The 22,593-nt window shown below is 64.3% G+C and carries 19 protein-coding genes; all 19 read left to right on the top strand.

All coding sequences use genetic code 11. The annotated features are described in order from the left end of the window. The first annotated feature begins 255 nt into the window (after window positions 1-255). The 19 genes from U0S50_RS12670 (at window position 256) to U0S50_RS12580 (ending at window position 22,580) form a co-directional block, all read left to right on the top strand. Complete coding sequence (locus U0S50_RS12670) at window positions 256-756, top strand: division/cell wall cluster transcriptional repressor MraZ (RefSeq protein ID WP_322309126.1); 501 nt, start codon at window positions 256-258, stop codon at window positions 754-756. After that, window positions 753-1,733, top strand: coding sequence for a 16S rRNA (cytosine(1402)-N(4))-methyltransferase RsmH (rsmH, locus tag U0S50_RS12665; RefSeq protein ID WP_322309125.1), 981 nt, complete (start codon window positions 753-755; stop codon window positions 1,731-1,733). Before U0S50_RS12670 ends, rsmH begins: the two co-directional genes overlap by 4 nt. Next, on the top strand, window positions 1,727-2,356 hold the full coding sequence (locus U0S50_RS12660) for a hypothetical protein (protein ID WP_322309124.1): 630 nt from the start codon (window positions 1,727-1,729) through the stop codon (window positions 2,354-2,356). The genes rsmH and U0S50_RS12660 overlap by 7 nt, the downstream gene beginning before the upstream one ends. Beyond that, a complete protein-coding gene (locus U0S50_RS12655) occupies window positions 2,353-4,047 on the top strand; it encodes a penicillin-binding protein 2 (RefSeq protein ID WP_322309123.1) in 1,695 nt (564 codons plus the stop codon). Before U0S50_RS12660 ends, U0S50_RS12655 begins: the two co-directional genes overlap by 4 nt. Continuing rightward, window positions 4,047-5,486 (top strand): UDP-N-acetylmuramoyl-L-alanyl-D-glutamate--2,6-diaminopimelate ligase, encoded by a 1,440-nt coding sequence (locus tag U0S50_RS12650; protein ID WP_322309122.1) that lies wholly within the window; start codon window positions 4,047-4,049, stop codon window positions 5,484-5,486. The genes U0S50_RS12655 and U0S50_RS12650 overlap by 1 nt, the downstream gene beginning before the upstream one ends. Beyond that, window positions 5,483-6,859, top strand: coding sequence for a UDP-N-acetylmuramoyl-tripeptide--D-alanyl-D-alanine ligase (locus tag U0S50_RS12645; protein ID WP_322309121.1), 1,377 nt, complete (start codon window positions 5,483-5,485; stop codon window positions 6,857-6,859). Before U0S50_RS12650 ends, U0S50_RS12645 begins: the two co-directional genes overlap by 4 nt. Then, the gene (mraY, locus tag U0S50_RS12640) at window positions 6,859-7,929 is read left to right on the top strand and encodes a phospho-N-acetylmuramoyl-pentapeptide-transferase (protein WP_322309120.1); all 1,071 of its coding nucleotides are present in this window, start codon (window positions 6,859-6,861) and stop codon (window positions 7,927-7,929) included. Before U0S50_RS12645 ends, mraY begins: the two co-directional genes overlap by 1 nt. Then, a complete protein-coding gene (murD, locus tag U0S50_RS12635) occupies window positions 7,926-9,242 on the top strand; it encodes a UDP-N-acetylmuramoyl-L-alanine--D-glutamate ligase (protein ID WP_322309119.1) in 1,317 nt (438 codons plus the stop codon). Before mraY ends, murD begins: the two co-directional genes overlap by 4 nt. Continuing rightward, entirely contained in the window at window positions 9,239-10,477 is a 1,239-nt protein-coding gene (locus U0S50_RS12630) for a putative peptidoglycan glycosyltransferase FtsW (RefSeq protein ID WP_322309118.1), read from the top strand. The genes murD and U0S50_RS12630 overlap by 4 nt, the downstream gene beginning before the upstream one ends. Window positions 10,478-10,487: 10 nt before the next feature. After that, entirely contained in the window at window positions 10,488-11,669 is a 1,182-nt protein-coding gene (gene murG, locus U0S50_RS12625) for an undecaprenyldiphospho-muramoylpentapeptide beta-N-acetylglucosaminyltransferase (protein WP_322309117.1), read from the top strand. Next, window positions 11,669-13,105 carry a UDP-N-acetylmuramate--L-alanine ligase gene (gene murC, locus U0S50_RS12620; protein ID WP_322309116.1) on the top strand — a complete coding sequence of 479 codons (1,437 nt, stop codon included), beginning with the start codon at window positions 11,669-11,671 and terminating at the stop codon, window positions 13,103-13,105. The genes murG and murC overlap by 1 nt, the downstream gene beginning before the upstream one ends. Before the next feature lie 126 nt (window positions 13,106-13,231). Further along, window positions 13,232-14,164, top strand: a complete 933-nt coding sequence (gene murB, locus U0S50_RS12615) for a UDP-N-acetylmuramate dehydrogenase (protein ID WP_322309115.1) — start codon at window positions 13,232-13,234, stop codon at window positions 14,162-14,164. Next, window positions 14,161-15,084 (top strand): D-alanine--D-alanine ligase, encoded by a 924-nt coding sequence (locus U0S50_RS12610; RefSeq protein WP_322309114.1) that lies wholly within the window; start codon window positions 14,161-14,163, stop codon window positions 15,082-15,084. Before murB ends, U0S50_RS12610 begins: the two co-directional genes overlap by 4 nt. Next, entirely contained in the window at window positions 15,081-16,025 is a 945-nt protein-coding gene (locus U0S50_RS12605) for a cell division protein FtsQ/DivIB (RefSeq protein WP_322309113.1), read from the top strand. Before U0S50_RS12610 ends, U0S50_RS12605 begins: the two co-directional genes overlap by 4 nt. Before the next feature lie 4 nt (window positions 16,026-16,029). After that, window positions 16,030-17,286: a cell division protein FtsA gene (gene ftsA, locus U0S50_RS12600; protein WP_322309112.1), complete on the top strand. Its 1,257-nt coding sequence runs from the start codon at window positions 16,030-16,032 to the stop codon at window positions 17,284-17,286. Between the two features lie 154 nt (window positions 17,287-17,440). Continuing rightward, the gene (ftsZ, locus tag U0S50_RS12595; protein WP_322309111.1) at window positions 17,441-18,898 is read left to right on the top strand and encodes a cell division protein FtsZ; all 1,458 of its coding nucleotides are present in this window, start codon (window positions 17,441-17,443) and stop codon (window positions 18,896-18,898) included. A 61-nt stretch (window positions 18,899-18,959) separates the two neighbouring features. Further along, entirely contained in the window at window positions 18,960-20,771 is a 1,812-nt protein-coding gene (locus U0S50_RS12590) for an SPOR domain-containing protein (RefSeq protein ID WP_322309110.1), read from the top strand. Beyond that, on the top strand, window positions 20,768-21,940 hold the full coding sequence (locus tag U0S50_RS12585) for a deoxyguanosinetriphosphate triphosphohydrolase (protein ID WP_322309109.1): 1,173 nt from the start codon (window positions 20,768-20,770) through the stop codon (window positions 21,938-21,940). The genes U0S50_RS12590 and U0S50_RS12585 overlap by 4 nt, the downstream gene beginning before the upstream one ends. Next, window positions 21,933-22,580: an NAD(P)H-binding protein gene (locus tag U0S50_RS12580; protein WP_322309108.1), complete on the top strand. Its 648-nt coding sequence runs from the start codon at window positions 21,933-21,935 to the stop codon at window positions 22,578-22,580. The genes U0S50_RS12585 and U0S50_RS12580 overlap by 8 nt, the downstream gene beginning before the upstream one ends. Window positions 22,581-22,593: the final 13 nt, after the last annotated feature.

The following is a 22,593-nucleotide window of genomic DNA, read 5'->3' as shown; positions in this document are numbered from 1 at the left end:
ACCCCGAAAATTGCAAAGCTGGTTGCGTGCACTCTGTGCTCGTGGCCTGGCTTCTGCCCTGATTCATATCGTTTTTGCGGCGAATTGGGTTCTCTTGCCCCTTTTTGCCCCAATTTTCCCCTTTTCACCCCGATCTATAGTTGGTAGGCAGGTGTTGGAGAGGGGCAATCTCCACCTGAGTCATTTGGACTGAAATCGTGCGATTTTGGGATCAGGAAAGTATTGCCCGGTGGCGCGTAAGACGGGGGCGATGCGATGGCGATTGTTACGCCCGGTCAATATGCTGGCACCAACTTTGCCGCGATCGATGGCAAGGGGCGCATCGCCGTCCCCTCTCAGTTCCGCAACAATGTGCCCCTCACTGCGGACGGTCAGCGCGTACTTTGGGTCGGTTTTCATGAAAAACTGCCCTGCCTCGTCGCTTATGGTCAGGACCAATATGATCGGTTGACCGGCGAAATCGAACGCGACCGTGAAACGGCGCGAATGCGTGATCGCGACTTTGACGAGGATGCCGAATTCAAAAAGCGGTTCAGCTATACCGAGGCCTACGCTCTCGACGACAGTGGCCGTTTTTTACCCAGCTTCGTTCATCGCGACCGTGTCGGCGATGCCGGTGCGACCGCTTTCGTGGGGTCGGGGCGTCGCTTTGAAATATGGTGGTTGCCGACGCTTGCTGAATGTGTGGAGGCGGACCCCGTGCTCCAGCGTCTGGCGGCCGCCTGGGAAAGCACGAAGGGGAAGGGGCGGAAATGACCGACCTTCCCCGAGATCCCCGCCACGATCCGGTCCTTCGCGAAGAAATCATTGCTGCGCTCTCCATCGTCCCCGGCGAGTGTCATGTCGATGCGACTTTCGGCGCTGGTGGTTACACGCGCGCGATGCTTGCCGCTGGTGCGCAGGTGATCGCGTGCGACCGCGATCCGGACGCGATTGCCGAAGGGCAGGCGCTGGTCGACGAAGCGGCAGGGCGTCTGACGCTGGTGCACGGCCGGTTTGGAGAAATCGACCGGCTGCTTCGCGAGCGCGGTGTCGAGGCCGTGGACGGTATCGTGTTCGACATCGGTGTGTCGTCGATGCAACTCGATCGGGGCGAGCGCGGCTTTTCCTTTCAGGCCGATGGCCCGCTCGACATGCGCATGGCGCAGGACGGAGAGAGCGCTGCCGATTGGCTCAACCGCGCCGATGAAGGTGAGATTGCCGACGTGCTCTATCATTATGGCGATGAGCGCCAGTCGCGGCGTGTCGCGCGGGCGATCGTTGCGGCGCGCCCGCTGTCGCGTACTGGCGAACTGGCGGCGGTGATCCGCAAAGCGCTGCGCCATCCGCCGGGGGCGCCGAAGGATCCCGCGACCAAAAGCTTCCAGGCGATCCGCATCCATGTGAACGGCGAACTCGACGAACTGGTGGAGGGGCTGAGTGCGGCGGAGCGCTTGCTGCGTCCGGGTGGACGGCTCGCCGTCGTCAGTTTTCACAGCACCGAGGATCGTATCGTGAAGAATTTTCTGCGTGAACGCAGCGGCGGCGACGCCGGTGGTTCGCGCCACCGGCCCGCGCCGATCGGAGCGGCGCGGGCCGCAACATTCGAAACCCCGGCGCGCAAGGTGCGGCCGGGCAAGGCCGAAGAGGCGCGCAATCCGCGTGCCCGATCGGCAACCCTGCGAAGCGCGGTTCGTACCGCGGCGCCCGCCTGGCCGGCGGATTCGACGAAGAAGGAGGCAATGTCATGCTGATGGCGGCTCGCAAGCTCCAGGGTATCGGCCTGGTCCTGCTCGTGCTGATTTTCGCGATGATGCTCTATCCGGTATCGCTCAAGGTCGCGGCCACGCGCAGCGAACTGTCGCGTATCGAGAATCAGATCGATCGCGCGCGCGACAATATTCGCTACCTCGAATCCGAACTGGCCGTCCGCGCCTCGATGCGGCAGCTGGAACAGTGGAATGCCGATACATTTGGCTATTCGGCGCCATCGGCGGATCAGTATCTGGCGAACGAGCGCCAATTGGCCTCGCTCGATCGCCTGCCGCGCGCACGCGGTGCCAACGAGGTCGCGCCCGTGTTGATGGCTATGGTGTCGCCCGTCGCGGTTTCCGCGGCACCGACCGCCAGCCCGGTTGCTTCCGCCAACGCCGCGCCTGAGGCGTCCCCGGTTGAGAGGAAGGCGCTCGCGCAAAAGCCGATCGTGCTCGCTCAGGCCTCCTCTGAGGTGCGCAGCGACAGTGCGCCGCGCATGGTTCAGACCCGTCGCCGCGAACAGTTGAAGATGATCGAGGATCAACTCCTCGCTGAATCGACGCTGGCCGATCTTCGGCGCGGCGCGGCTCGCGAAGCCAGGGAGGGCAATGGCGCGCAATGAACACGCTGGTCGTCCGTCCGGCTCGGGTCCGAACCGCTGGGGTGCGGCAGCAGATATTGCTGACCGCGCAACAGCGGTTGATGGTCCTGATGCTGTTGTTCATGGCGGCCTTTTTTCTGGTTTCGGTTCGGCTGGTCTATTTCGCTCTGTTCGACACCTCACCCAATCGCGGCGGCGGTGCGGCGGCGTTCGCTCCTGCGCGTGCCGACATCGTCGATCGCAATGGAGTGCCGCTGGCGCGCACCATCGACGGCTATTCGATCCGGGTCGTTCCGACGAAGCTGCTCAATAATCGCGCCTATCTGGCCGATGAACTCGTCAAGATCTTTCCTGATACGCCGCGCGAGGAGTTTCTGGCCAAGCTGAACGGGACTCGGCCGACCTATATTCGTCGGCGTGCGCTTCCCGACCAGGTTGCGGCCGTGAACGCGATCGGCGAGATCGGTTTCGATTTTCCGCGCGAGAAGGAGCGGCTCTACCCTCAATTGTCGCTCGCGGCGCACGTCCTCGGATTTACCAACGCAGCAGGCCATGGCGTCACGGGGATCGAAGGCGCCTATGACGAACGGTTGATCGACAAGGCGACGCGCGGTGATCCACTGGCGCTGTCGATCGATGCGCGCGTCCAGGGCGTACTCGAAAGCGAACTCGCGCACGCTGTCACGAATCTCGAAGCGATCGGCGGCGCTGGTATCATCCTCGACGTCCACACGGGTGAGGTTCTGGCGATGACGTCGCTGCCGACCTTCAATCCCAACAATCTTTCGGGCAGCGATTCCGCGACGCGGCGCAATGCGGTCACATATAATCTTTATGAGCTTGGCTCGACTTTCAAACCGCTGTCGGTCGCAGCCGCTATTGACGCCGGGACGGTCACGAGCATGGCGCGTCGCTATGATGCGACCGAGCCGCTGGCGATTGCGGGATTTCGCATTCGCGACAGTCATCCGTCGCGCCGTTGGCTCAACGTTCCGGAAACGCTGATCCACAGCTCGAACATCACCACCGCCCGAATTGCCGATGAACTGGGCCGCGAACGGATGGAAAAGCTGTTTCGCGATCTTGAATTCGACGCCCGGCCTGAAATTGACCTCAAGGAACGGGCCTTCCCGCTTTGGCCCAAGCATTGGGGGCGGCTTACCACCATGACGACAGCCTATGGTCACGGCATCGCCGTCACGCCGCTGCATCTGGCAAGTGCATATGCCGCACTTGTAAACGGTGGCATCTATCGCCCCGCGACGCTGACGAAGGTGGCCGACGGTGCGCCGCCCAAAGGGCGCCGGGTGTTCAAGGCGGCGACCAGCGCGCGGATGCGCCAACTGCTCCGCCTGATCGTCTCCGATGGTACGGGACGCAAGGCCGATGCCCCCGGATTCCGCGTTGGCGGCAAGACGGGCAGCGCTGAAAAGCCCGGAGTGGGCGGGTATCGCCGCAGCTCGCTAGTATCGACCTTCGCGGCCGCTTTTCCGATGGACAATCCGCGCTATGTCGTGATCGCCATGGTCGATGAACCGAAAGGCAACGCCTATAGCTCGGGTCAGCGTACGGCGGGCTGGACTGCTGCACCGGTGGTGCAAAAGGTGGTGATGCGCGCCGGTCCGATGCTCGGGGTTTTCCCTGATGAGAGCCGCGATGTCGATGTTTCCGAACTGACGCCGCTGCTGTGGAAAAAGGGAGATGGCGAATAATGCGTCTCGCCGCGCTGCTTGACCATCCAGTGCCGGCAGGTTCCGATCCGGTCGTGACGGGGCTGGCCATCGATCACCGCAAGGTCGCGCCTGGGACGATCTTTGGCGCTTTTGTCGGCGAGCGTTTCAACGGAGAGGATTTCATCGCCGATGCCGTTGCGGCGGGAGCGATTGCTGTCGTCGCGCGGCCGGGGGCCAGGGTCGAAGGCGCGGTGCATATTGCCGACGCCAATCCGCGCCGCGCCTTTGCCCATATTGCGGCGCGCTTCTTTCACCGCTTTCCCGCTACGTGCGTTGCGGTGACAGGAACGAATGGCAAGACTTCAACCGTTGAAATGACACGCCAGCTTTGGCGGATGGCAGGCTTTCATGCCGCCTCGGTCGGCACGCTCGGCATCACCACGTCGAACGACAGTACGTCGACCGGATTGACGACCCCCGATATCGTGACCTTTCTTTCGAACATGTCTGGATTGGCGGCCGAGGGGGTTACGCATGCGGCGTTCGAAGCCTCGAGCCATGGGCTCGATCAGTATCGAACCGAGGGACTGTCGGTAAAAGCAGCTGCGTTCACCAATCTCAGCCACGATCATCTCGATTATCATGGCACGATGGAGACTTATCTTGCTGCCAAGCTTCGGCTGTTCAGCGAGGTGGTGGTCCCCGACGGCGCGATCGTCCTGTGGAACGATGACCCGTCCTCGCCAGCCGTTGCCGACACGGCCCGTGCCCGGGGTGTGCGGTTGTTGACCGTCGGCACACACGGCGATGATTTGCGCCTCGTGTCGCGGGAGCCGACCCAGCTTGGCCAGTCGCTGGTGATCGAAGCGGGCGGTGCAAGCCATCGGGTCGAATTGCCGCTGATCGGCGCTTATCAGGCTGCCAATGCCCTCGTATCGGCGGGACTGGTTATCGCCACCGGCGGCCAGCTGGAACAGACGCTGGCCAACCTCGCGCGGCTACAGCCTGTCCGGGGGCGGCTCGAACGGGCGGCGATCACGCGCGCAGGTGCTCCCATCTATGTCGATTATGCGCACACCCCCGATGCGATCGAGGCGGCGCTCGACGCTTTGCGTCCACACGCGGCGGGGCGGCTGATCCTCGTATTCGGGGCCGGCGGCGATCGCGATCAGGCGAAGCGCCCGGAAATGGGGCGTGCCGCAGCGGCCAAGGCCGATGTGCTGATCATCACCGATGACAATCCGCGCAGCGAGGATCCGGCGTCGATCCGCGCGGCAATCGCCGCAGCCGCACCCGGCGCTGCCGTTGTCGGCGACCGCCGCGCGGCCATCGCGGCGGCGGTAAGCGAAGCCACGGCGGACGATATCATCTGCGTCGCGGGCAAGGGGCACGAACAGGGGCAGATTGTCGGAGCGGGCGCCGCGATGCGCGTCATTCCCTTCGATGATGTGGCCGTGGCGCGCGAGGTGGCGGCATGACCCCCTTATGGACGGCACGCGCTATCGCAGCGGCAACGGGCGGCACCGCGAGCGCCGATTTTACCGTTCAAGGCGTTGCCTTCGATTCCCGGGAGGTGACGAAGGGCGACCTCTTCATCGCGATGAAAGGAGAGGCGACCGATGGGCACAAGTTCATCGATCGAGCCATCGCGGCGGGGGCGGCCGGGATCGTCTGCGAAACCGCAATCGATTATCCGCATATCCATGTTGCCGACAGTGTTGCCGCGCTCGACGCGCTCGGCGTTGCTTCAAGAGCACGCAGTCACGGACGGATCATCGGCGTTACCGGGTCGGCGGGCAAGACAGGAACCAAGGAAGCCTTGTTCGCGGCACTCGATCGCTATCGTCCGGGTAGAGCGCATCGATCGGTTAAAAGCTACAACAACCATGTCGGTGTGCCGCTCAGCCTCGCGCGCATGACCTCGACCGCGGACTATGGCATCTTCGAAATGGGGATGAACCATGCGGGCGAACTCGCCGCCCTGACTCGCATGGTGCGGCCGCATGTCGCCATCGTCACCACCATCGCGCCCGCGCACATGGAATTCTTCGGCAGCGAAGAGGCCATTGCCGACGCCAAGGGCGAGATTTTCGAAGGGCTGGAGCCCGGCGGCACCGCCATACTCCCTTTCGACAGCCCTCATTATGCCCGGCTGCGGGACAAGGCGGAGCGCCATGCGGCCCATTTGGTCAGCTTCGGCCTCGGCGAAGGCGCCGATGTGCGCGCTGTCGACTGGCTGCCCGACGGTCAGGGCGGCTCGCTCGTCACGGCTCAGGTACAGGACGCACTGCTTTGCTTTACCCTGGCACAGGGGGGCGCGCATTGGGTGTCCAACGCGCTGGCGGTGCTGGCGGCGGTCAAGGCGGTCGGTGGCGACCTGCCTGCGGCGGGCCTGGCCTTTGCCGAAATGGGCGGGTTGGCCGGACGCGGCGCGCGGCACCGCGTGCCGGTCGCGGGCGGCGAGATATTGTTGATCGACGAAAGCTACAATGCCAACCCGGCATCCATGGCGGCGACGATTGGCCAGTTGGGAAACGAATCCGCGAACCGCAAGATCGCGATTCTGGGCAGTATGAGGGAACTGGGCAGCGACAGCGACGCCTATCACGCGGCGCTTGCGGCTCCGCTCGTCGCGGCGGGCGTACAGTTCGCCTTGCTCGTCGGTCCGGAAATGACGCCGCTCGCCAAAGCGCTTGAGGGGCAGATCGATTTCGCGCATGTGGCCGCCCACCCGGACGCACAGGCGCGGCTGGGAACCGTGATCCGACCGGGCGACGCCGTGCTGGTCAAAGGGTCGAACAGCGTTGGCCTGTCATATCTTGTGACCGCGCTGACCAATGGGGAATTTTGATGCTGTACTGGCTGGCGGAATGGCTTGGCTTTCCGGGGGCTCTGAACCTGATCCGTTACCTGAGCTTCCGTTCGGGGGCGGCGGTCGCGACTGCGTTGATCATCGGGTTGTGGATTGGGCCGCGTTTCATCCTGATGCTCCGCATGCGGCAAGGAAAGGGTCAGCCGATCCGCGACGATGGTCCGCAGAGCCATCTCGCCAAAAGGGGCACGCCGACCATGGGCGGGCTGATGATCCTGATCGCACTGATGATATCGGCGCTTTTGTGGATGGACCTGTCGAACCGCTTTGTCTGGGCGTGCCTGTTCGTGACGGCCGGGTTTGCAGTCGTCGGATTCCTCGACGATCTCGACAAGGTAACAAAGGCCAGCCATCGCGGGATTCCGGGGCGGGTTCGTCTGTTAATCGAATTCGCGATCGCGGGTGTCGCGGTGCTGCTGATCGTTTCGCGGACCGGAACCGATCTCTATCTGCCCTTCTTTAACGACATCGTCATTCCGCTTGGGCCGCTTTACTATGTATTCGCGATGGTGCTGATCGTCGGCTTCGGCAATGCGGTGAACCTGACCGACGGCCTAGACGGTCTCGCGACATTTCCTGTGATCATCGCCAGCCTGGCCTTTCTGGTCATCGTCTATTTGTCGGGCAATGCGAAATTTGCGGGCTATCTCGGCATTCCGCATGTCCCGGGAGCCGGCGAACTCGCCATCTTCGCCGCCGCGATCATCGGTGCCTGCCTGGCCTTTCTGTGGTTCAATGCACCGCCTGCCGCCGTATTCATGGGCGATACGGGCAGCCTCGCGCTCGGCGGCGCTCTCGCGACGATCGCCGTGACCGCGCAGCATGAACTGGTGCTGGTCATTATCGGCGGCCTTTTCGTTGTTGAGGCTTTGTCGGTGATCATTCAGGTGTTCTGGTACAAACGTACCGGCAAGCGCGTATTTCGCATGGCACCGATTCATCATCATTTCGAACAATTGGGTTGGCCCGAATCCACGGTGGTTATCCGCTTCTGGATCGTTTCGATCGTTCTCGCGCTCGCGGGTCTTGCGACGTTGAAACTGCGGTGATCACCTGTCGCGCCTTTGCTGGTCGCCGCTATGCGGTGCTGGGACTGGCGCGCTCGGGTCTGGCGACCGTGGAGGCGTTGATCGCCAGCGGCGCGGGCGTTACCGCGTGGGACGAGCGCGAGGAAGCGCGCGATGCGGCAATGGCACTCGGGGCCGACATTGGCGACCCTTTGCATATCGATCTGATCGGCTTTGCGGCGGTTGTAGTGTCGCCCGGCGTGCCGCTGAACCGGCACCCGATCGCCGCCCATGCGCGAACCGCACATGTTCCGGTCATCGGCGATGTCGAACTGTTTGCGGAGGCGCGCGACGAACTTCCGCCGCATCGGCTTGTCGGCATCACGGGGACCAACGGCAAATCGACCGTCACCGCCCTGATCCACCATATGCTGGAGGCAGCGGGCCGATCCTCGCTGATGGGCGGAAACATCGGCTTGCCGATCCTGGCGCGTGACCCACTGATGCCGAACGACAGGGGGGATGGCATCTATGTGCTCGAACTGTCGAGCTATCAGATCGACCTGTCGCACAGCCTGGCGTGCGACGTCGCCGTCCTAACCAATATCTCGCCCGACCATCTCGACCGCTACGATGGGTTCGAAGGCTATGTCGCCTCGAAGGCGCGCCTGTTCAGTCTCCAGCACCGCGACCAGGTCGCGATCGTCGCGACCGATGACGGTCCATCGAAGGCGGTCGCCAGTCACATCAACCACCGGCTCTACCGGGTGTCCGCGCGCGATATCGATCCTGCCGACCAGGCGCGCTGGCCCGCGCTACAGGGCCCCCACAATGCGCAGAATGCCGTTTGCGCCATGGCCGTGTGCCGGGTGTTGGGGCTGAACGACGAGGAAATCGAACGCGGCCTCGCGACCTATCGCGCCTTGCCGCATCGCATGGAATGGGTCGGCGAAGCCCATGGCGCCCGCTGGTATAACGACAGCAAGGCGACCAATGCGGCTTCCGCTGCACCGGCGCTGGCGGCTTTTCCGCCGGCGCCGGACCAGCGCTTGCACTGGATCGCCGGGGGGCAGGCCAAGGGCGACGGGCTGGCGGCCTGTCGTCCCTGGTTTGGCCACGTCAAGCAAGCCTATCTGATCGGAGAGGCGACGGAGGCTTTCGCGGCCGAGATCGGCCATGCGCTGCCGGTCGACCGGTCGGGCGATCTTGCTACCGCCGTGGCGCGCGCGGCTGCCAATGCCGCGCCCGGCGACATCATACTGCTGTCGCCAGCTTGTGCCTCCTTCGATCAGTTCCGCGATTATGAAGCGCGCGGCGACATGTTCCGCGAACTGGTGAAGGCGCTGGGTGAATGAGCCGCGGCACCGACAACCTCGACGCGACATCGGAACGGCCGGTGATCGCGGCGCCTCGCTCGACCAAGCGCCGCGGCCCGCGTCTCAGCCGCGCTGATCGAACCCCGCTTGGGCTGTGGTTCTGGGAAATCGACCGGGTGCTGCTGCTTCTGGTGTCGATCCTGGTCGCGGTTGGCCTGGTCGCGGTGGCGGCGGCATCGCCTGTGGCCGCCCAGAAACTGTCGACCAGCACCGCCAATCTCGATCCGCTCTATTATTTTTACCGACAGCTGATGTGGGTGATCGTCGGCGTGCCCGTGATGCTCGCCGTGTCGATGCTGCCAAAGGCGCAGGCCCGGCGGTTCGCGATCTACGGCACGGCACTCTTTCTGTTCCTGCTGTTTCTGGTGCCGCTGGTCGGCACGACCGTGAACGGCGCGCAGCGCTGGCTTGGCAGTGGTGTTTTCCGGCTGCAACCGTCGGAGTTTCTGAAACCCTTTTTCGCGGTATCGCTCGCCTGGGTGCTGTCGCTGCGCCTGCACGACCAGAGCCTGCCTGTCGTCCCGTTGAGCTTTGCGCTGACCGGCATCATCGCGGTACTGTTGATGGGGCAGCCGGACCTTGGCCAGACGATCATCTTTGCCGCGACCTGGTTCGTCCTGGTGCTGGTCGCCGGGCTGTCGATGCGTATTTTGGGTGGGTTGCTCGGCGCCGGTTTTGCGGGGCTTGTCCTTGCCTATTTCTTTTATCCGGTGGCGCATCAGCGGATCAACATCTGGCTGTTTGACAAGGGCGACAGCTTTCAGGTCGACAAGGCACATGCAACGCTGACCGCCGGGGGACTGATCGGCACCGGGCCGGGGGCAGGGCTCGCCAAATTCCAGCTTCCGGAAGCGCACACCGACTATATTTTCTCGGTGATAGGCGAAGAGTTCGGGATCATCGCTTGCGTCGCGATCGTGATCCTCTATCTCGCGATCATCGTCCGGGTGCTCGTTCGCTTGCTCGATGAAGAAGACAGTTTCCTGATCCTTGCCGTTGCGGGCCTGATCGCGCAGTTCGGCGGTCAGGCAACGATCAATATGGCGGTGAATACGCAGCTGTTTCCGTCAAAGGGAATGACGCTGCCGTTCATCAGCTATGGCGGATCCTCTTTCATCGCCCTGTCGATCGGCATGGGTTTGCTCTTGTCGCTGACCCGGCGAAACCCCTATGCGGCGCGGGTGTCGATGACCCGCAACTGGAACAAGAAATGATCGTCCAACGATGACCGCAACGCGCCACTTCCTCCTCGCCGCTGGCGGTACCGGCGGCCATATGCTTCCCGCTTATGCTTTGGCTGGCGAACTCATTGCGCGCGGTCACCGCGTCGCGCTGGTCAGCGATGACCGCGGTCTGCGCATTCCCGGTGCTCCCGCAGAGCTTGAAACCCATGTCCTTCCGGCGGGGCGGGTTCATGGCGGCCCGGTCGGCTGGGTCAAGGCGGCGCTGGCGATCCGCAAGGGACGGCGTATGGCGATCGACCTGATCCGCGAATTCGATCCCGCAGTTGTCGTTGGCTTCGGCGGCTATCCTTCGCTTCCCAGCCTGCTTGCCGCGCGCGCGACCAAGCGGCCCAGTGTGATTCACGAACAAAATGCCGTGCTCGGCCGTACCAACCGGCTGCTGGCTTCGCGCGTCGATGCGATTGCGGTCGCTTATCACAATATCCATCGCTTCCCGCCCAAGTGCGAAATGAAGCGCCATCTGACCGGCAATCCGGTGCGCGAAGAGGTGATCGCGATCCGCGACGACGGCTTTCCTCCATTGCCTGAGGATGGAATCTTCCGTCTGCTGGTGGTCGGTGGCAGTCTGGGGGCGACGATCTTGAGCGCCGTCGTCCCCGCGGCGATCGGGATGTTGCCGAAGGCATTGCTCGACCGGTTGCAGGTCGTGCAGCAGTGCCGCGAGGACGATCTGGCGGCGGTTCGCGCCAAATATGCCGAACTCGGCGTTGCGGCCGAATGCGCGGCCTATCTGCCCGATCTGCCCGAGCGGCTGCGCTGGGCACATCTGTTCATCGGTCGCGCGGGTGCGTCGACCGTCGCGGAGCTTGCCTGCGCTGGGCGCCCAGCACTGTTTGTACCCTATCCGCAGGCGATGGACGACCATCAGACCTATAATGTCGTCGATCTGGTGGATGCGGGCGGGGCGCAGTCCTTCCCCCAACCACAGTTCACCCCTGCCAATGTCGCCAAGCAGATTCAGCGTCTGGCACTGGAGCCCGGGGCGATCGAGCTGGCGGCGGAACAGGCTGCAAGCTGCGGCTTGCCCGAGGCGACGCGCACTCTGGCCGATCTGGTGGAATCCTTTGCGCCGCCACCCTTGATGGATGTGATCCGCGTCGGAGCCAGCGCGCAGCGCAAATCCGCGTCCGGCGTTGCTGCCGCGCGGCGGGAGGCGAAATAATGCGCGGCGTTGCAACCGACATCGGCACGATTCACTTCATCGGCATTGGCGGCATCGGCATGTCGGGGATCGCTGAGGTAATGCACAATCTGGGTTATCAGGTGCAAGGCAGCGATATCGCCGATTCCTATGTCGTCGAAGGGCTGCGCAAGCGCGGGATCAAGGTCGCGATCGGCCACGCGCCCGAAAATGTCGATGGCGTCGCGGTGGTCGTCACTTCGACGGCAGTACAGCGAGGCAATCCGGAGGTGGAGGCAGCCCTCGCGCAGCGTATCCCCATTGTCCGCCGCGCGGAAATGCTCGCCGAACTGATGCGGCTGAAATCGACCGTCGCCATCGCGGGGACCCATGGCAAGACGACGACGACCAGTCTTGTCGCCGCGCTTCTCGATGCGGGCGGGATCGACCCGACGGTGATCAACGGCGGTATCATCAACAATTACGGATCGAATGCGCGGCTCGGCGCGTCGGACTGGATGGTGGTCGAGGCCGACGAGAGTGACGGCAGCTTCCTGCGCCTCGACGGAACGATCGCGGTCGTCACCAACATCGATCCCGAACATCTGGATCACTACGGCAGCTTCGACGCGATCAAGGACGCCTTTGTCGAGTTTATCGAGAATGTGCCCTTTTACGGGGCGGCGATGCTTTGCCTCGACCATCCCGAGGTGCAGGCGATCATCCCGCGCATCCGCGACCGCCGCATCGTGACTTATGGCTTTTCGGCGCAGGCCGACGTGCGCGGGACCAATGTGGTGCCGGGGGCCTACGGCAACCGCTTCGATGTCGTCGTGCGCGACCGTGATGGGAACAGCCGCACGATCGAGGGCATTCATCTGCCGATGTCGGGCCGCCACAATGTCCAGAACGCGCTGGCGGCGGTCGCGGTGGCGCTCCACATGGGCGTATCGGACGAAAAGATTGCGTCGGGCTTCAAGGGCTTTGCCGGGGTCAAGCGCCGCTTCACCAAAGTCGGCGAGATTGCTGTCGAGGGCGGCGTCGTGACGGTAATCGACGATTATGCGCACCATCCCGTTGAAATCCGCGCTGTGCTGTCGGCGGCGCGCGAAGGCGCCGGGGCAGGGCGCGTCGTTGGCGTCGTCCAGCCGCACCGTTTTACGCGTCTGCGCGATCATATGGATGATTTCCAACAGGCGTTTAACGATGCCGACATTGTGCTGGCGTTGCCCGTCTATGCGGCCGGAGAGAGCGCGATCGATGGCGTGTCGTCGGACGCACTGACGCAGGGGCTGCGCGATCGTGGTCATCGCCACGCGCATGTCGTCGCTGACGCGGCTGCGCTCGCCGCAAGCATCGCCGAGAGTACGAAGGCGGGTGATCTCGGCGCGGGCGACATGATCATCTGCCTTGGCGCGGGCGACATCACGAAGATGGCGGCGGGTCTGGCGGGCGCGGTGGAGGGCCATGGTGCTTAACCTTCTGCGCCACCCTCTCAATCCGTTCGTATCGAGCGAAGTCGAGACACCGTGCACCCTGGCGCCCAGCCCGATGGACATCTCGACTTCGCTCGATGCGAACGGGAAGCGGGAAGGGGCGCGGTCTTGAGTGACACCGCCCCCCTCCCGGCCGTTCGCGGCAAGCTGACGGCCAAGGCCCCGCTGGCGCCGCTCGTTTGGTTCAAGTCGGGTGGCCCCGCCGACTGGCTGTTCGAGCCGAAGGACGCCGACGACCTCGCCGATTTCCTCCGCGATCTCGATCCCGCGATCCCGGTGATGGCCCTCGGCCTCGGATCGAACCTGATCGTCCGCGATGGCGGCTTTCCGGGCGTTGTCGTCCGGCTTGGCAAGGCGTTCGCGACAGTCGAGGGGCTGGACGCAACAACGCTTCGCTGCGGAGGCGGGGCGTCGGGGATCCTCGTTTCCTCGACCGCGCGCGACGCGGGGATCGCCGGGATGGAATTTCTGCGCTCGATCCCAGGTACGGTCGGGGGCTTCGTACGCATGAACGGCGGCGCCTATGGCAGCGAGGTCAAGGACATATTGGTCGAAGCTGATATTGTGTTGCGATCGGGGGAGCGTCGGACATTGCCGCTCGCTGATCTCGGGTACACTTATCGCCACAGCGAATTGCCCGAGGGCGCGGTGGTTGTCGGAGCTACCTTTCGTGGGCGGCCCGGCGATTCTGCCGCGATCCAGGCCGAAATGGACCGCATTTCAACCAGCCGCGAGGCCTCGCAACCCTTGCGTTCGAAGACCGGCGGTTCGACCTTCAAGAACCCGGACGGGCACAAGGCCTGGCAGCTCGTTGATGAGGCCGGCTGTCGTGGTTTTTCGGTCGGCGGCGCGCAGGTCAGCGAAAAGCACACCAATTTTCTGATCAACACCGGCGCTGCGACGAGTGCTGACATCGAGGCGCTTGGTGAGGAAGTGCGCCGCCGGGTGAAGGCGAACAGCGGTATCGACCTGCAATGGGAGATTCAGCGTGTTGGTATTGTTGCCGAAGCGCCAAGGGAGAATGTGGGAGTGGCGAAATGAGCCGGGGTCCGTGGCATGTCGTCGTCCTGATGGGCGGTTGGTCGGCCGAGCGCGAAGTGTCGTTGATGAGCGGCAAGGGCATTGCCGACGCACTGGAGTCTCGCGGCCACAAGGTCACACGCATCGATATGGGCCGTGACGTCGCGTTGCGGCTTGCCGAGGCGAAGCCCGACGTCGTGTTCAACGCGCTCCACGGTGTTCCCGGCGAGGACGGAACGGTGCAGGGGATGCTGGACCTGATGGGCCTCAAATATACCCACAGCGGGCTCGTTACTTCGGTAATCGCGATCGACAAGGAATTGACGAAGCAGGCGCTCGTGCCGCATGGTGTGCCCATGCCGACGGGGACCATGGTCGACAGCGAGAGCCTTTTTTCTACCGACCCGTTGCCGCGCCCCTATGTCCTGAAACCCGTCAACGAAGGGTCGTCGGTTGGGGTTGCGATCGTCAAGGACGACAGCAATTACGGCAATCCCATCGCGCGCGACGCGGTCGGTCCGTGGCAGGAATTCGACCGCCTGCTCGCCGAGCCTTTCATCAAGGGGCGTGAGCTTACCGTTGCGGTGCTCGGCGAAACGCCGCTCGCCGTTACCGAATTAAGGGTCAAGTCGGGATTCTACGACTATGACGCCAAATACACCGACGGCCTGACAGAGCATGTCTGCCCCGCCGAGGTGCCCGACGATGTCGCGCAGCGGATGAAGGATCTGGCGCTTCAGGCGCACCGGCTGCTTGGTTGCAAGGGGGCATCGCGCTCCGACTTTCGCTGGGATGACGAACATGGCTTGGCAGGCATCTTCCTGCTCGAGGTCAACACGCAGCCCGGCATGACCCCGCTCAGCCTGGTTCCGGAACAGGCGCGGGCGGTCGGGATCGACTATGCCGAACTTGTCGAGCGCATTGTGGAGGAAGCGCTATGAGCAGCACGCGGATCAAGCGTGCCAAGGCACCGCCGCGCCGCCCGGCGCGTGCGCCGCGGCGGCGCAAGAAGGTCCAGACCTCGCGGCTCGACAGCTTTATCAATGCGCTGCCGATCAGCCCCCAGCGCCTGCAGAAGGTGGCGAACTGGACCATCGGCCTTGGCCTGTTTGCGGCCTTCGGACTTGTCGCGCACGCGACAGGGGTGACGGCCAAGGTGCAGGAAGAATGGGCACAGGTCGTCGGCCGTGCCGGTTTCCAGGTAAAGAAGGTCGAGGTGGTCGGTGCCGATCGCATCGATCGTCTGAAAGTCTATGACATTGCCCTGGCCCAGAAAGATCGTTCGATGGCGGCGGTCGACCTCGACGACCTGCGCGGCGATCTGATGCAATATGGGTGGATCAAGGATGCCCGCGTGTCGCGCCGGCTGCCTGATACGCTCGTCGTCGATATCGTCGAGCGTACCCCGGCGGCGATCTGGCAGCATTCGGGGCGTCTGTCGCTGATCGATGACAAGGGCGTGGTCCTCGAACCGGTGACGGTCGCGACGATGCCCGACCTTCCCCTGGTGATCGGGCCGCGCGCCAACGAACAGTCGCAGCAGCTCGATACGCTGCTTGCCGAAGCAAGCTCGCTTAAGGAATTGCTCGCCGGGGCGACCTGGGTAGGCAACCGCCGATGGGATCTGCGTTTCCGCAGCGGCGAAACGCTTTCGCTTCCGGAAGGCGAGCCGGAGGCCAAGGCCGCGCTTGCCAAATTTGCGCATCTCGACGGCGCCAATCGGCTGCTTGGGCGGGGCATATTGCGCTTCGATATGCGCGATCCCGGGCGCTTCGTACTACGCCTGCCGCACGAAGGTCAGGTGGCGCCGGCAAAGCTGGACGAAGCCCGCGCTGCCGTCGACGCCGTGGCGGCCACGACCGCGTCGGCCGAGAAGGGATAGGGGAATGGCGCCGCCGCGCATCGAAAAGATCATCACCGCGCTCGATGTCGGGTCGTGGAAGGTCTGTGCGCTGATTGCGGGCCAGACCGCCGACGGACAGCTTCACGTCCTTGGCACCGGACAGCGCGAGAGCCGCGGGGTTCAGCGCGGATATGTTGCCGACATGGAACAGACCGAGCATGTGGTGCGCGAGGCGATTGAGCAGGCCGAGCGCATTGCGGGTCTGAACATCGACGATGTCTGGGTGTCCTTTTCTGCCGGCAGCCTGCTCAGCGACGTCGCACCGATCGAAAGCGAGCTTGGCGGGCACCGCATCGAACAGGAGGATGTCGACGACCTGCTCGCGGCGGGGCGCGCCGGGATCGACCCCGAAGGCCGAATGATCCTCCACGCGCAGCCTGCACTTTATACGCTCGACGGGCTGACCGGAGTGAAAAACCCGATCGGGCTCCACGCCGACCGGCTAGGGGTGGATATTCACATCATCATGGCCGACGGTGCGCCGGTGCGGAATCTGGAGTCGGCGGTGCGCCAGGCGCATCTTGACGTCAACGCGGTCGTGGCTTCGCCGATCGCCGCTGGGCTCTCCTGCCTGTCGGATGAAGAGCGCGACCTTGGTGTGGCGCTGGTCGAGCTCGGTGCAGCCGTCACGACGGTATCGCTCTATGCGGGTGGGATGCTCGTCGAAATGGCATCGCTGCCCTTTGGTGCGAGCGACATTACCGACGACATTGCCTCGGCCTTCGGTATCCGCCGCAGCCAGGCGCAGCGGCTTCAGAGCTTTTATGGTTCGGCTTCGGCCTCGCCGCGCGACAATAATGAGATCATCGAGCTGGATCCCGGCGCCCCGGCGGGCAGCGAATCGCCGCGCATCACGCGGGCGCAGCTCGTTTCCGTAATCCGCCAGCGTCTTGATGCGATGATGGGAGAAATCGGCCGGACGCTGAAGGATCTGCATTTCGTAGGGCCGATTGGGCGCCAGGTGGTGCTGGTCGGCGGCGGCGCAGACCTGAAAGGGATCGCCGATTACACGCAAAGCGCCCTTGGTCGCGCTGCGCGTGTCGGGCGACCGCGCGGCTTGCACGGGCTGCCGGATGCGCATAGTGGCCCCGCTTTCGCAACGCTGGCGGGTCTGGTTCTGTATGCTGCATCCGATCCGGTGGACCTACGTGACCTGTCGGTCATGGCACAGGATGTCTATCGCCCGAAGGGCGGGGGCATCATCCATCGGCTGATGGTTGCGCTAAAAAGCAGTTTCTAGGCCTCTGGCCGACGAAAAGGTTAATTTTTTGGGTGATTCCGACGTCACAATAGTGCAATGCGGGTGACAGGAATCCGGGCGGCAGGACCACCGTCCGTCTGGGTCGCATGGACAGGGAAGCGGCACCGGTTCGCCGCTGCAGGGAGATTGTTTGATGAGCATCAATATTGGCCCGCCGCAGGTCGATGAGCTGAAGCCGCGCATCGCGGTTATCGGTGTCGGCGGCGCGGGCGGCAATGCCATCGCCAACATGATTGCCGCCCGCGTCGAGGGCGTCGATTTCATCGTGGCCAATACCGACGCGCAGGCGCTGAACGCCTCGCCGGCCGAGAGGCGCATCCAGTTGGGGACGCAGATCACCCAGGGACTGGGTGCGGGGTCGCGGCCCGAGGTCGGCCGCGCTGCGGCCGAAGAAAGCATCGCGCAGGTCGAAGAGGCACTGAACGGGGCGCATATGTGCTTCGTGGCGGCAGGTATGGGCGGCGGCACGGGGACCGGCGCGGCTCCGGTGATTGCCAAGGCGGCCCGCGATCGCGGCATTCTGACGGTCGGCGTCGTGACCAAGCCCTTCACTTTCGAGGGCAATCGCCGCATGCGTTCGGCCGAATCCGGCATCGCCGAGTTGCAGGACCATGTCGATACGCTGATCGTCATTCCCAACCAGAATCTCTTCCTGGTCGCCAATCCGAACACGACCTTCAAAGAAGCCTTCACCATGGCGGACGAAGTGCTTCAGCAGGGCGTGCGCGGCATCACCGACCTGATGGTCATGCCCGGCCTTATCAACCTCGACTTTGCCGACGTGCGCAGCGTCATGCGCGAAATGGGCAAGGCGATGATGGGAACGGGCGAGGCAGAGGGCGACGGTCGTGCGCTCGAAGCGGCTCAGAAAGCCATCGCCAACCCGCTGCTCGACGGCGTGTCGATGGCAGGGGCAAAGGGCGTCATCATCTCGATCACCGGCGGCGAGGACATGCGCCTGATGGAGGTCGACGAAGCGGCGAATCATATTCGCGAACTGGTGGATCCCGACGCCAACATCATCTGGGGCAGCGCCTTTAACGAAGGGCTGGAAGGCAAGATCCGCGTCTCGGTCGTCGCGACCGGAATCGACAGCAATGGCGATGCGGCGGCAGCGCCGGCTCCTGCTGCGCGTAGCTTCTCTTTCCAGCCGGCCCGCGCCGCAGCGCCCGCCCCGGTGGTGGAAGAGGTGATTGCGCCGGTTGCCGAAGAAACGCCGGTCGAGATTGCGGCTGAACCAGCCGCGGTCGCGCCCGATCCGGCTCCAGGCTTTTCGCTCGGCGCGGCTCCGGAACAGAGCGCACCGGAAACAGCCCCGGCGCCGGAAGAAGAGCCGATGGAATTGTCGCATGTCGCGGCAACCTACGACGATACCGCCGACGAACTGCTGCTTGGTGAGCCGCAGGCGCCCACCGGTGGCTTCGGTGCTCCCCCTGCCAGCGAAGCGCCCGCGCGCTCGGTTGGCGGCGGCACCCTGTTCGAACGCATGTCGCGCCTGTCGCGTGGCGGTGCGCCGGCGGAAGGTGGCGAAGCGGCCAAGGACGACGGGGTGGATATCCCGCGCTTCCTGAACCGCCAGAATAACCAGTAACAGGGCTTTCGATCGGCCGCTCCCCAGGGCAAGGCGGACCGGAAACGGGATGATTGTGCCCATGCGGCTATTCAGACTGACGGCCAGGCCGGGAGGCGTGCGACACCATGTCGCCGCCCTCGGTGCGCTGTTCCTTTCAACTGCGGCCCTGACGCCGGTGCAGGCGATGCAGGCAGCGGGCGGTCCCGACGCCGCGACGAAGGCGGCGATGGACAAGCGCGCGGCGGCGCGGACCTTGTTGTCGTCGGCGCTCGCGCGGATCGCTGCGAACAGCAATGATGCCTCGGCGCTGCTCGATGCGGGGCGTGCTTCGATCGACCTCGACGACCATCGGGCGGCGCTCAGCTTTCTGCTGCGTGCCGAACAGATCGCCCCGCGCGATGCCGCGGTAAAGGCCGCGCTGGGTTCGGCGATGGTCCATATGGAAAATCCGACCCGGGCGCTCGATTATTTTGGCGAGGCGCAGCTGCTTGGCGCGCCGGAACGGTTGCTGCTTGCTGATCGCGGTTTGGCGCGCGACCTGTTGGGCCAGCAGGATGCGGCTCAACGCGACTATCAGCTTGCACTGACGGCGGCGCCGAGTGTCGAAGTGACGCGGCGCTATGCGATTTCGCTTGGCATTAGTGGCGATCCCGATCGAGCGGTCCAGCTGTTGACGCCGCAGCTTCGTACCCAGGATCGTGGTGCGTGGCGCACCCGCGCGATGGTCCTGGCAATGAACGGACGCGAGGTCGAAGCGACCGAGATCGTCAACGCGACGATGCCCGCGCCGCTTGCCAAGAATATCCTGCCATATCTGGTCCAGATGGACCGGCTCAATCCTGCCCAGCAGGCAGCAGCGGCGCATTTCGGACGCTTTCCTGAGGGGCAGCTCGGGCCCAAGCGAAAGCCTGTCCAGATGGCGGCGGCAACGCCGGCACCCGCAGCGGTTGTTGCGCCGGCCCAGAAACCGCGCCGCCGCGACGGAGCTGCTGAAAAGCGGCCTAGCGGCGCAGTGGTGCCCGCGCCTGTCCGGACTGCGGCGGCGACGCCCGCGCCGCGCCCGGTTCCTGCGAAACCCGCACCCGCACCCGCACCGGTTGCGGCGGCGGCGCCCACCCCGTCCACACCCGCCCCGATAAGGTCGGCACCTGCCTTGACTGCGCCGCCGAAGCCGGCGTCGGTTTCTACGCTGCCGTCTGCTTCATCGACATCGGCGGCTGCCGCTGCTCGGCCGTCGTCTGCGCCGACGTCGCCCGTCGGCGCGGTGATCAATAGCGGCTCCGGGCCGGTCGGCCCCGGCTTCTCGATCAACGAAAATCCGCCTGCCGCGGCTCCGCCTCTGCCGCCGGGCCGACCAGCGCCAGCGAGCGCAACTCCACCTTCGGCACCGCTGGCTTCGATGGCCTCGCTGGGCGACATCATCGGCTCGATCGAGATTCCAGCCGAGGAAATGGAGCGTCAAGAGAATGCCGTGGGCGCGGACGTGCTGGCGCGCTTGCAACTCGAAAAGCGTCGCGCGGAGGCTGCCGAAGCCGCCAAGCGCGAGAAGGAAGCGGCGGCCGCCAAGGCAAAGGCAGAGGCCGACGCCAAGGCGAAGGAAGAGGCTGACCGCAAGAAAGCCAATCCCGCCCGCCAATGGGTCCAGATTGCCACCGGATCGAACCCGCGGGCGTTGGCGTTCGACTATAATCGCTTCACCAAGAAACATGCCGCTCTCTTCAAGGGCAAGTCGGGTTCGACCGCCGAATGGGGGCGTACGCGCCGACTGCTTGTCGGTCCTTTCAAGGATCGAAAGTCCGCGCAGGCGTGGCTCGACGATTTCAAGAAGGCGGAAGGGGATGGTTTCCTCTTCAACAGTGGCCCCGGCGAAGTGGTCGAGCCGATCAAGTGAGTATCGCCGCTTGCGCCAGCGATCCCTTCCAGACGCGGGGAAGGCGGTATGAAGAGGTGGGGCGCGTCGTACGCGGGCCGCGTGATGTGTTCCAGCGTGACCGCGACCGGATCATCCATTCGATCGCCTTTCGGCGTCTGCGCCACAAGACGCAGGTGTTCGTCGCTCCCGACGGCGATCATTATCGGGTTCGCCTGACCCACAGCATCGAGGTGGCCCAGATCGGTCGCGGCATTGCGCGGGCACTGGGCCTCAACGAGGATTTGACTGAAGCCCTGTGCCTCGCGCACGACATCGGCCACCCGCCCTTCGGCCATGCAGGGGAAGCCGCGCTCAAATCGGCGATGCAGGCACATGGTGGTTTCGATCACAACGGTCACACCCTGCGCACGCTGGCGCGGATCGAATGCCCCTATCCGCGTTTCGACGGTCTCAACCTGACTTGGGAAACGCTGGAGGGGCTTGCCAAGCATAATGGTCCAGTTCGCCGACCGGGCTGGGCGCTCGCCGATATCGACGCTGATTTTCCGCTCGACCTTCGCAGTCATGCGAGCCTGGAGGCGCAGATCGCGGCAGTTGCCGATGACATCGCCTATGACAATCATGATATCGATGATGGCCTGCGTGCCGGGCTGCTCGACCTCGACCAGTTGATGGAACAGCCTTTCGTCGCGGCCAATTTTCGTGCGGTGGAGGCACGTTTCGGCGGGGCGCCGCACGACCGGTTGCTGCGCGAACTGGTGCGCGACCAGATTGGCGTGATGGTGAATGATGTGATTGCCGCGACCCGCGCCAATGTCGAGCAAGCGGGGGCGCAGAGCGTGGAGGATGTTCGCGCCGCCGGGCGCACGCTGGGTGGATTCTCGGCAGAGCTTGAGGCCAAGGAACGCGACCTCAAGCGCTTCATGTACGCCAACCTCTATCATCACCCATCGCAGCTTGCGGCCGCAGAAGCGGCTAGTCAGGTCATCGGGCGGTTATTCGCCGCCTATCAGGACGATCCGCGTCTGATGGGCGAAGACTGGTCATCGCGGCTCCCAGACGAAGACGCCGCGACCGTTCGTCATATCGGCGATTATATCGCAGGGATGACCGATCGCTTTGCTATTGATCGCTATGCCGACATTTTCGGTCGCGACGCGGTGCCGACCGCGCTGGCTCATGTCTGACGCGCTACTTGTCGGGGCAACCGGCCTCGTCGGCAGCATGGTTGCTGCGCAATATCCGGCCGAAAAGTTGGCGATCCTGGCACGAAGAAGCCCGGTGGTCGGCGTGGCTGGCCCCGGTTGGCGTGTCGCGCCGGTCGACCAATGGTGCGCCGTTGTGGCGCAGGAACGGCCCCAGGTGCTGATTTCCTGCCTTGGTACGACCATCCGTGCTGCGGGATCGCAAGCCGCATTTCGCGCTGTCGATCATGATCTTGTTCTGGCGGTCGCCGGGGCGGCGCGGCGCGCGGGCGCGCGGCGGATGATCGCCGTCAGTTCGGTCGGAGCCTCATCGGCCAGTCGCAATTTCTACCTTCGGACAAAGGGGGAGGTGGAGGACGCGCTGAGGGCGCTCGATTTCGACTGTCTCGACCTGCTGCGTCCCGGCCTACTGACCGGCGACCGCCAGGGCCCGCTGCGAATCGGAGAGCGACTCGCGGCGATCGCTGCGCCCTTCACCGATGCAGCCCTGCATGGCGGGCTGCGCCGATACCGGTCGATACCGGCACAGACGGTCGCGGCCGCGATTGTCGCCCTGTCGTCGGAGCGGGGACCGGGCGTGTATATCCACGAAAACGACGATATTCGCGCGCTGGCCGATTGACTCCGCAAAGGGG

This window comes from Sphingopyxis sp. (genome assembly GCF_034380315.1).
Classification (GTDB): domain Bacteria; phylum Pseudomonadota; class Alphaproteobacteria; order Sphingomonadales; family Sphingomonadaceae; genus Sphingopyxis.
Note: the sequence above shows the minus strand (reverse complement) of the source record. Positions and strands in the feature narration are given on the sequence as shown.